The sequence below is a fragment of the Actinomadura sp. CNU-125 genome, from assembly GCF_001942465.1.
In the GTDB taxonomy this organism is placed as follows: Bacteria; Actinomycetota; Actinomycetes; order Streptosporangiales; family Streptosporangiaceae; genus Spirillospora.
Genome location: NZ_MKJY01000229.1, coordinates 1 through 8,555, shown reverse-complemented (window position 1 = coordinate 8,555; position 8,555 = coordinate 1). Strand labels below are relative to the sequence as shown.

10 protein-coding genes and 1 pseudogene are annotated in these 8,555 nt (G+C 72.6%); 8 read left to right on the top strand and 3 right to left on the bottom strand.

Annotated features, from left to right (window positions below; translation table 11 throughout):
• The 4 genes from BJF79_RS25420 to BJF79_RS25415 all read left to right on the top strand — a co-directional run.
• The coding region (locus BJF79_RS25420) for an ABC transporter permease (RefSeq protein ID WP_262402561.1) at positions 1 to 843 on the top strand (843 nt) is incomplete at its 5' end.
• Positions 844 to 855: 12 nt separating this feature from the next.
• Positions 856 to 1,029 (top strand): hypothetical protein, encoded by a 174-nt coding sequence (locus BJF79_RS55840; RefSeq protein WP_158079289.1) that lies wholly within the window; start codon positions 856 to 858, stop codon positions 1,027 to 1,029.
• A 42-nt stretch (positions 1,030 to 1,071) separates the two neighbouring features.
• Positions 1,072 to 1,245, top strand: coding sequence for a hypothetical protein (locus BJF79_RS55835; protein WP_158079288.1), 174 nt, complete (start codon positions 1,072 to 1,074; stop codon positions 1,243 to 1,245).
• A gap of 128 nt (positions 1,246 to 1,373) precedes the next feature.
• Positions 1,374 to 2,222, top strand: coding sequence for a DUF4253 domain-containing protein (locus BJF79_RS25415; RefSeq protein WP_075901074.1), 849 nt, complete (start codon positions 1,374 to 1,376; stop codon positions 2,220 to 2,222).
• Between the two features lie 22 nt (positions 2,223 to 2,244).
• On the opposite strand, the gene BJF79_RS25410 is transcribed toward BJF79_RS25415, so the two are convergent.
• On the bottom strand, positions 2,245 to 2,847 hold the full coding sequence (locus BJF79_RS25410) for a TetR family transcriptional regulator (protein ID WP_075901072.1): 603 nt from the start codon (positions 2,845 to 2,847) through the stop codon (positions 2,245 to 2,247).
• A gap of 76 nt (positions 2,848 to 2,923) precedes the next feature.
• Here BJF79_RS25410 and BJF79_RS25405 point away from each other — a divergent pair, with 76 nt between their 5' ends.
• The 4 genes and pseudogenes from BJF79_RS25405 (at position 2,924) to BJF79_RS25390 (ending at position 6,769) form a co-directional block, all read left to right on the top strand.
• The gene (locus BJF79_RS25405) at positions 2,924 to 4,069 is read left to right on the top strand and encodes an acyl-CoA dehydrogenase family protein (RefSeq protein WP_075901070.1); all 1,146 of its coding nucleotides are present in this window, start codon (positions 2,924 to 2,926) and stop codon (positions 4,067 to 4,069) included.
• A 141-nt stretch (positions 4,070 to 4,210) separates the two neighbouring features.
• The gene (locus tag BJF79_RS25400) at positions 4,211 to 4,777 is read left to right on the top strand and encodes a PadR family transcriptional regulator (protein WP_075901068.1); all 567 of its coding nucleotides are present in this window, start codon (positions 4,211 to 4,213) and stop codon (positions 4,775 to 4,777) included.
• Positions 4,774 to 6,275 (top strand): annotated as a pseudogene (locus BJF79_RS25395) (MFS transporter). Before BJF79_RS25400 ends, BJF79_RS25395 begins: the two are co-directional and overlap by 4 nt.
• A 29-nt stretch (positions 6,276 to 6,304) precedes the next feature.
• Positions 6,305 to 6,769 (top strand): hemerythrin domain-containing protein, encoded by a 465-nt coding sequence (locus BJF79_RS25390; protein ID WP_075901064.1) that lies wholly within the window; start codon positions 6,305 to 6,307, stop codon positions 6,767 to 6,769.
• A 2-nt stretch (positions 6,770 to 6,771) separates the two neighbouring features.
• On the opposite strand, the gene BJF79_RS25385 is transcribed toward BJF79_RS25390, so the two are convergent.
• On the bottom strand, positions 6,772 to 7,503 hold the full coding sequence (locus BJF79_RS25385; RefSeq protein ID WP_075901062.1) for a thioesterase II family protein: 732 nt from the start codon (positions 7,501 to 7,503) through the stop codon (positions 6,772 to 6,774).
• Positions 7,500 to 8,555: class I adenylate-forming enzyme family protein (locus BJF79_RS25380; protein WP_075901059.1), on the bottom strand; the 1,056-nt coding region annotated here is incomplete at its 5' end. The genes BJF79_RS25385 and BJF79_RS25380, both read right to left, overlap by 4 nt.

Below are 8,555 nucleotides of genomic sequence, written 5' to 3'. Positions count from 1 at the left end.
ACGCCCGTCAAGCGCACGACCATCGTCATGCCGGTCCGGGAGATGGGCGAGGAGACGCTCTGGTCGCTCGGCGCCCGGGGCGTGGGCGGCGACGTGGCCGCGACGATCGATCCCGGCGTGTCCGGCGGCTCGCTCCGCGACCTGCGCGGCACGACCGTCGCGCTCAGCGAGGACGTCGCGGGCGGCCTGGAGGTCGGCGCCGCGGCGGAGCTGTGGCTCGGGGACGGGACGCGCGTCGAACCCCGCGTCGTCGCGATCTACGAGCGCGGCCACGGCTTCGGGGACGTCCTGCTCCCCCGCGACCTCGTCGCCGGGCACACCGGCACCCCGCTCGACGACCACGTCCTCGTCCGGGCCGAGGACGGCGCCGACCTGGCGGGCGTCACCGCCGCCTACACCGGCGTCCGCGCGATCGACGCGGACGAGTTCGGCGCGCGGGTGTCGGAGCAGGTGCGGCTGCAGGGCTTCGTCAGCCTGATCGTCGTCGCGGCGATCGGCGGGTTCATCGTGATCGGTCTCGTCACCACCCTGGCGCTGGCGACGGCGGCGCGCCGCCGCGAGTTCGTCCTGCTGCGGCTGGTCGGCGCGACCCGGCGGCAGGTGCTGCGGGCGCTGCGGCTGGAGGCGCTGATCGTGCTCGGCACCGGTGCGCTGACCGGGACGCTCATCGCCGCGGTCACCCTGCTGGCCTTCGCGATCGGGGTGACCGGCCTCCCGCTGCCCGCGGTCTCACTGCCGACGGCCGCCGCGATCCTGCTCGGCGTCGCCGGTTCCGGCGCCGCGGCGATCCTGCTCCCGGCGCGCACGATGCTGCGCCGCGACTCCGCCCCCACCATCTCCTGAAAGGCCCTGACCATGGGAAACACCGTTCGCTGGACGCTCGTCGCGCTGCTCGTCGCGATCAACGCCGGGACGAACGTCGCCCTGGAGGACACCTGGTATGGGATCGTCGTCGGCGTCGTCACCGGCGTGGGCGCCATAGCCCTCGTGATCGACCACCTCGTCCGAGGCCGGCGCCGCACCCGCTGACGAAGCTCCCGCACCCCATCCGGAAAGGAAAACCTCCCGCCCATGAACACCCCCATGACGTGGATCGCCGCGCTGCTGCTCGTCGCGGCCTATCTCGTGACCCGTCTCGGCCTGGACGGCACGTGGCGCACCGTCATCGGCATCGGCCTCACCGTCGCGGCCGTCGCGCTGGGATTCACCGCCTTCACCCGCGGCCGGAGCGAGAACGACGACTGAGACCGGACCGTACGGGCGGGCCGCCGGGCGACCGAACCCGGCGGCCCGCCCACGCGCGGCGCCGGACGCCGTTACCATCACGGAGTGCCAAGATCCCGTTGGCACGCTCTGTACCGGAACGGCGTGAAATGGATGATGTCGAGGTCCGGCACCTGCCGGACAACCTGCCGCAGCTGTTCGCCGACGACGCGGACGGCCGTGCGGACGGCGGGGCCGAGCGGGCCCTCTCGGTGCCGCTGCCCGAGGGCGACGTGGTGTGGCCCGACCCCGGCTACCCGCAGCGGCAGATGCTCTTGCGGCCGGCGTTCTGGCTGAGCGACGACCCCGTCGACGGCGACCTGTGGACCCGGCTGCGGGCCGAGCACGAGCGGTCCGGGCTGTGGCCGCTGCTGCTGGACGAGTCCGACCAGCCGTGGGCCGCCGGGCAGATCGCGCCCGAGCCGGTCTCCGAGATCGGCAACTACGTCCCCCACGCGTTCATGTACGAGGTGTGGACCGACTACGTCGACCAGGCCGCCGACGACGACCACGACGATCTCGCCCCGTTCGGGCGGCACTGCCCCGGACCGGCGCCCCCCGGCGCCCTCCTGGACGACCCCGGCGTGATCGCCGACCGGCACGCCCGGACGATCGCCGCGCGGGCGCCGTCCCTCGGGCTCGCGGCCGTCGACCGGGGCGCCGACGCGATCGCCGCCGTGGGCTGGCAGGGCGCCCTGAACCACAACGAGTGGACCGCGCCGCTCGCCGCCGTCCTGCGCGGCTGGGAGGACCGCTTCGGCGCCCGCGTGATCGGCCTCGGCTTCAACACGCTCGAACTGAGCGTCGCGGCGCCGCCCGTCACGACGCGGCACGCGGTGCACGTGGCGGCCGAGCACTGGGCGTTCTGCCCCGACATCCTGTTCCAGGGGCCGGGCACCCTCGCCGGGTACGCCGAGGAGATCCGCGGCAAGACCTGGTGGTCGTTCTGGTGGGACTGACGCCCGCCGCCGGAACCACCGGCTAGGACGGGCGGGCGCCGAGCATCCGCAGGCACAGGTGGGCCGTCAGGGCGCCGACGTCCTCGGGGGTGCGCGCGCCCTCGGGCCGGTACCAGCGGCACACGTCGATGGCGAGCGACGACATGGCGCGGGCGGTGCCCTCGACGTCCGCGACGTCGAACTCCCCCGCCGCCGCGCCCGCCCGCACCTCGTCGCGGACGAGCGCGCGGACCCGGCGGCGCAGGGCCGCGATCCGCTCGGCGTGCGGGGCCCGCAGCGCGCCGAGCTCGTTCTGGATGACGCGGGCGGCGCGGTGGTGGCGGGCGTGCCAGCACGCGAACGCGTGCATCAGGGCCCGCACCCGCGCGGACGGGCCCTCGACGCCGTCCACCGCGCCCTCCAGTTCGGCGAGGACGGACTCGTGCACGGTCAGCGCGATCCGGAACAGCAGGTCGGCCTTGGTCCGGTAGTGCACGTACAGGGCGCCGGCGCTCATGCCCGCCCCGGCGGCGATGTGCCGGGTGGACGTGCCGTGGTACCCCAGCTCGCCGAAGGAGTCGACGGCCGCGCGCAGCAGCCGCCGCGACGCGTCCGGCGTGACCGCGTCCCACATGTCGGAGCCCATGCGACGATCCTAAGCGACCGCTCAGTAGACTGTGCGCGCCATTCCGCCCTCGGCTGCCGATTCCAGGAGGATCCACATGCGGCGCACCGTCTTCGAAACCGACCATGACCTGTTCAGGGAGTCCGTGCGGGAGTTCATCGAGCGGACGCTCCTCCCGCTGGACGAGGACATCCGCGATGAGCGGATGCTCAGGCGCGAGGTGTGGCTGGAGGCCGGGCGGCAGGGCTTCCTCGGCATGCAGGTGCCGCAGGAGTTCGGCGGGCAGGACGCCGGCGACTTCCGTTTCAACGCGGTGATCGGCGAGGAGCTGGCCCGGGTCGCGGTCGCCTACAACTCGATCTTCAGCATCCACATCGACATCTGCGCCCCGTACCTGCTGGAGCTCGCGACCGCCGAGGCGAAGAAGAAGTGGCTGCCGGGCTTCTGCAGCGGTGAGACGATCGCCGCGATCGGGATGACCGAGCCGTCCGGCGGGTCGGACCTCGCGGCGCTGAAGACGACGGCGGTGCGCGACGGCGGCTCCTGGGTGATCAACGGCTCGAAGACGTTCATCACCAACGGCGGCCACGCCGACCTGGTGATCGTCGCGGCGAAGACCGACCCGGAGCGCGGCGCCAAGGGCATCACGCTGTTCGGCGTCGAGGCCGGGACGCCCGGGTTCGCGCGGGGCACGAAGCTCGACAAGGTCGGGCAGCCCGAGGCCGACACGTCCGAGCTGTTCTTCGAGAACGTCCGCGTCCCCGACTCGCACGTGATCGGCGAGCTGAACCGGGGCTTCGTCCACATGATGGAGCGGCTCTCGCAGGAGCGGCTGTCGTGCGCGATCGGGAACGTGGCGCACGCGCGCGGCGTCCTCGACGAGACGATCGAGTACGTCCGGGAGCGCAAGGCGTTCGGGCAGCCGATCGGGGCGTTCCAGCACAACAAGTTCCTGGTCGCCGAGCTGATCACCAAGCTGGACGTGGCGCAGGCGTTCGTCGACCAGTGCCTGGCGGCGCACGTGGCCGGGGAGCTGAGCGCCGTCGACGCGTCCAAGGCCAAGTACTGGTCGTCGGACGTGCAGAACCAGATCATCGACGGTTGCGTGCAGCTGTTCGGCGGCTACGGGTACATGCGCGAGTACCGGGTCGCGCGGGCATGGATGGACGCCCGGGTCACCCGGATCTGGGCGGGCACCAACGAGATCATGAAGGAGATCATCGGCCGCGACGCGGGCCTGTAGCCCGCCCCGCCGCTCCCCGACGGGACCGCCACCGGCCCCTCGCCGGTGGCGCCCGGCTTGCCTCGACCGAGCTATCTGATCTCGGCTTTCTTGACCTGGGCTTCCTTGACCACGGCCGACTACTCTTGCGAGAGTAGTCGTGTGTCGTCAATCCGCATCTTCATCCTCGGCGCCCTGTCCGAGCGCGGCCCGATGCACGGCCACCAGCTCCGTCTCCTGTCCGAGGAGGAGCACCTCGACCTGTGGACCGACATCACCACCGGCGGGCTCTACGGGGCCATCAAGCGCCTCGCCGCGGAAGGGCTGATCGAGGAGGTGCGGACGGAGCAGGTCGGCTCCTACCCGCAGCGCAAGATCTGGCGGATCACCGACGTCGGCGCGCAGACGCTGTCCTCGCTCCGGCTGAACGGGCTGCGCGAGATCGTGCACCACCCCGACCCCTTCGACCTCGTCCTGACCCGGCTCGATCCGGAGCATCTCGACGACCTCCCCCCGATCATCGACGCGCGCATCACCTCGCTCCGGGCGACGCTCACCGAGTACGAGACGCACGCGCGGACGATCGCCCGCTACCTGACCGTGGCGGAGTCGCTCGCGATGGAGCACCGCGTCGAGCGGTTGCGCGCCGAGATCACCTGGCATGAACGACTGGCGTCTCGGCTGCCCGAGCTGGTCGGTGACGAGAGGACACGGAGGGGATCCGAATGAACCGCCCGACCGAAGCGCCGGGGGCCGCCCGCTCGACCTGGCTCGCGTTGGCCGTCCTGCTGGCGGGCGCCTTCATGGCGCTGCTGGACACCACGATCGTCAACGTCGCCGTTCCCACGATCTACACCGGCCTGGACGCGTCGGAGTCGACGCTGTCCTGGGTGATCTCCGGCTACATGCTCGCCTACGGCCTCGCGCTGGTCCCGGCGGGCCGCGTCGCGACCGGTACGGCCACAAGCCGGTCTTCATCACCGGGCTGATCCTCTTCACGGTCTTCAGCACGGCCTGCGCGCTCGCGGCGAACGAGCTGCAGCTCACCCTCGCGCGCGTCGCCCAGGGGTTCTCGGCGGGGGTCTTCTACACCTCCATCACCGCGCTCATCCAGCTGATGTTCCCCGGGGCGCTCCGCGGCCGGGCACTGGCGATCATGGGGGCGGTCATCGGTTTCTCCAGCGCCCTGGGCCCGCTCGCGGGCGGCCTCATCATCGAGGCGTTCGGCGCGGAGCACGGCTGGCGCTACATCTTCGGCGTCAACCTGCCGATCGGCGTCCTGGCGGCCGCCGCCGCGGTCCGGCTGCTGCCCTCCTACGCCCGGACCGGGGCGGACTCCCGGGCCGACCGGGGCGGGTTCGTCCTGCTCACCGCGGGCCTCGCGGCGCTGCTCGTCCCGCTCATCCAGGGCCAGGAACAGGGCTGGCCTCTCTGGTCGTACCTCACGCTGATCGCCAGTGTCCCGCTGCTGGCCGGCTTCGCCCTGTGGGAGCGCCGGGTGGCGGGGCGCGGCGGGAACCCGCTGGTCCCGCCGCGGCTGTTCAGGAACCCCGCGTTCACCGGCGGCGTCGTGCTGGCCCTGGTCTACTTCGCCGCGTTCACCAGCATCTTCTTCACCATCGCGCTGCTGTGGCAGGCGGGGCTGGACGCGTCGGCGCTGGAGACGGGCCTGCTGCTGATGGTCTTCGCGATCGGCACGATCATCGGCGCCGCGCAGAGCGACGAGCTCGCCGCCCGGTTCGGCCGCACCGTGCTCGTCATCGGCCTCGGCATGGTCACCCTCGGCATGGTCGCGATCCTGATCGTGCTGTCGGTCGTCCCGCCCGCCGACCTGCGCGGCTGGCCGCTGGTCGCGCCGCTGCTCGTCGGCGGCATCGGCAGCGGGCTGTTCATCCCGCCCAACATGGACTTCATCGTGGCGACCGCCGACCGGAGCGAGGCCGGCGCGGCCAGCGGGGTCATCGGCGGCATGCAGCGGGTGGGGAGCGCGATCGGCATCGCCGTGACGGGGCGCGTCCTGTTCGACACCCTCGATTTCACGGGCGGCGACGCCGCCGACGTCGTCTTCACCCGGAGCGCCACGTTCGCGATGGCCGCCAGCGTCGCCTTCGTGATCATCGCGTTCGCGCTCGTCTTCACGCTGCCCAGGCGGAGCGGCGGCGAGGCGGGCACCGTCCCCGAGGCGACGGAGCGCCGGGACGCCCCGATCCCCCACCAGGGCGGCTGACGGCGCTCGGCACGCGAGGAAGGGACACCATGTCACGGGAACGCATCTTCGCCTGGCACCTCGAACTGCAGGCCGTCCATCACCGGCTGGAGAAGGCACTGGAGGACGCTCGGGCGGCGATCCGCTCCGGCAAGCGCGCGCCGGTTCTCGCGCCCGAACTCCGCGACTTCTGCTACGACTTCTGCTCGGCGCTCGGGCGGCATCATCGCAGCGAGGACAGCGACTTCTTCCCGGCCCTGCTGGCGCGGATGCCGGAGCTGGAAACGGCCGTCACGCACCTCGTCCGCCATCATGAGGTGCTCGCGGAACTCCTCACCGATTTCCAGCGCGCACTGGCCGTGGCCGAATCACCGAAGCTGCTTCTCGAACAGATCAACACCATCAAGTCGGTCATGAAAACGCATTTCGCGGCCGAAGAGCGATCGCTGAACTACGCCCTCCGCCGGCTCGACGCGCCGGAGCGCGACGTACGGCGGATGCTCGGCGACGTGTGACGTCAGCGGGCGCGTCCGGGCCGCGCCGCCGCTTCGAGGAACGGACGCAGCGTCGCGGCGAGCTCCCCGACCCGTTCGAAGATCGTGAAGTGGTGGCCGTCGTGCCGCACGACCGTGCAGCCCGCGTCCGTGCAGCGCCACCACCCCTCCCCCGCGTCCGCTTCCACGAGCGCGTCCCCGCGCCCCAGGAACACCAGCAGCGGTGCGGAGATCCGGCGCGGCGGGGACGCGGGCCGGTAGGACACGGCGCCGCGGAGGTCGGCCCGCAGCAGCGGCAGGAAGAACGCGGCCGCGATCGACGGGCTGAGACCGTCCGGCACACCGCCCACGGCCCGGAGTTCCGCCAGCAGCGCCCGGTCGTCCAGGCTGAGGACCTCCCGTCTCCAGGCCGCGCTCCGCTGCGGCGGGTTGCGGCCGGAGACCACGACCATCCGGAGGCCCGGGAACGCCAGATCCCGGTTCGCGAGCGCCATCTCGTAGGCGACGAGACCGCCCATGCTGTGCCCGAACAGGAAGTGGGGCCGCCCGGCCGCCGTCTCCCGGACGGTACGCGCGAGGTCCGCGGCGGTCGCGCGCACCGACGTCGGCACCGGTTCGGCGGCACGGGACCCCCGCCCGGCCAGTTCCAGGGGGACGACTTCGGCGTGTTCGGCGAACCGTTCCCGCCAGGGCCGGAAGACGCGCGCCGAGCCGCCCGAATACGGGACGCAGAAAAGCAGCGGCCGTTCCCTCATTTGTGGAAATCCTCCGGCACGGTGGCCGCGATCCGGATCGCACGAGGACGTTCGGCGGGCAGGAGAAGGGAGTTCAGTTCCGCGCGGATCAACGCTTCCGTCTCCGGTCCCGGGTCGGCGACCGCGATGTCCAGGTCGATGGCGTTCTCACCGTTCACGTCCTGTTCCAGCCGGGGCGTGCAGCGCACCACCCCCTCGATGGCGTGCACGGTCTGGCGCAGCCCGCCGAGCGACACCTTCTCGCCGCGGATCACCGCGAAATCGGACAGCCGGCCGCGAAAGTAGTGGTGGCCGTCGTCGTCGATCGTGAAGACGTCGCCCGTGGCGATCCGGCCGGGGGCGATCAGGGTGCGCTCGGCGGGCGGACCGCCGATCTTGCGCTCCAGAACGGTGTCCGATTCCACGAGCAGTTCGCCGGTGTCGTCCCGCAGCGCCGTGCGGACGCCCGGCAGGGGCAGCCCGGCGGACGCGTGCCGGGAGTGCGGTTCGGCGTGGGCCGCGAGGGTCAGGACGCGCGGACCGGCCTCGGTGAGGCCGTACGTGAGGTACAGCTCGCCGCGCGGGCGGGCCGCGAGCAGCCGGGTCACGTGGGCCGGATGCATCCGGTCCCCGCCGATGGTCAGGACCCGGGGGCCCGGCGCCGGGACGATGCCCCGCGCCAGCAGCCGCCGCGCGAGTTCCGGCGTGATGGACGTGTGGGTCACGCCCCGGGCGGCGATGGCCGACTCGAATGCGGCGGGGGTGAACGGCGGGCCGGTCACGACGATCCGGGCGCCCGTCACGTACGCCGCGAGCACCTGGGCGACCATCGCGTACGAGTAGTACAGCGGAAGGTTCACCAGCACGGTGTCGGCGGCCGTGAGGCCGACGGCCGCGGCGTGCCGCCGGGCGTTGCGCAGCAGCGCGTCGATCCTGTGCAGGCAGGCGCTGAACGCGCCCGACGTACCGGACGTCGACAGCAGCGCCCGTCCGGAACGGTACGGCGGCGGCGCGGCGCCGCCGAACGGCCGCCGCCGCGTCGCCGACGGCCCGGACCCCGGCCGCACCGTACC

Coding starts and splice junctions, on each gene's coding strand:
- BJF79_RS55840 (WP_158079289.1), top strand. CDS start 856: ATGGGAAACACCGTTCGCTGGACGCTCGTCGCGCTGCTCGTCGCGATC.
- BJF79_RS55835 (WP_158079288.1), top strand. CDS start 1,072: ATGAACACCCCCATGACGTGGATCGCCGCGCTGCTGCTCGTCGCGGCC.
- BJF79_RS25415 (WP_075901074.1), top strand. CDS start 1,374: ATGGATGATGTCGAGGTCCGGCACCTGCCGGACAACCTGCCGCAGCTG.
- BJF79_RS25410 (WP_075901072.1), bottom strand. CDS start 2,847: ATGGGCTCCGACATGTGGGACGCGGTCACGCCGGACGCGTCGCGGCGG.
- BJF79_RS25405 (WP_075901070.1), top strand. CDS start 2,924: ATGCGGCGCACCGTCTTCGAAACCGACCATGACCTGTTCAGGGAGTCC.
- BJF79_RS25390 (WP_075901064.1), top strand. CDS start 6,305: ATGTCACGGGAACGCATCTTCGCCTGGCACCTCGAACTGCAGGCCGTC.
- BJF79_RS25385 (WP_075901062.1), bottom strand. CDS start 7,503: ATGAGGGAACGGCCGCTGCTTTTCTGCGTCCCGTATTCGGGCGGCTCG.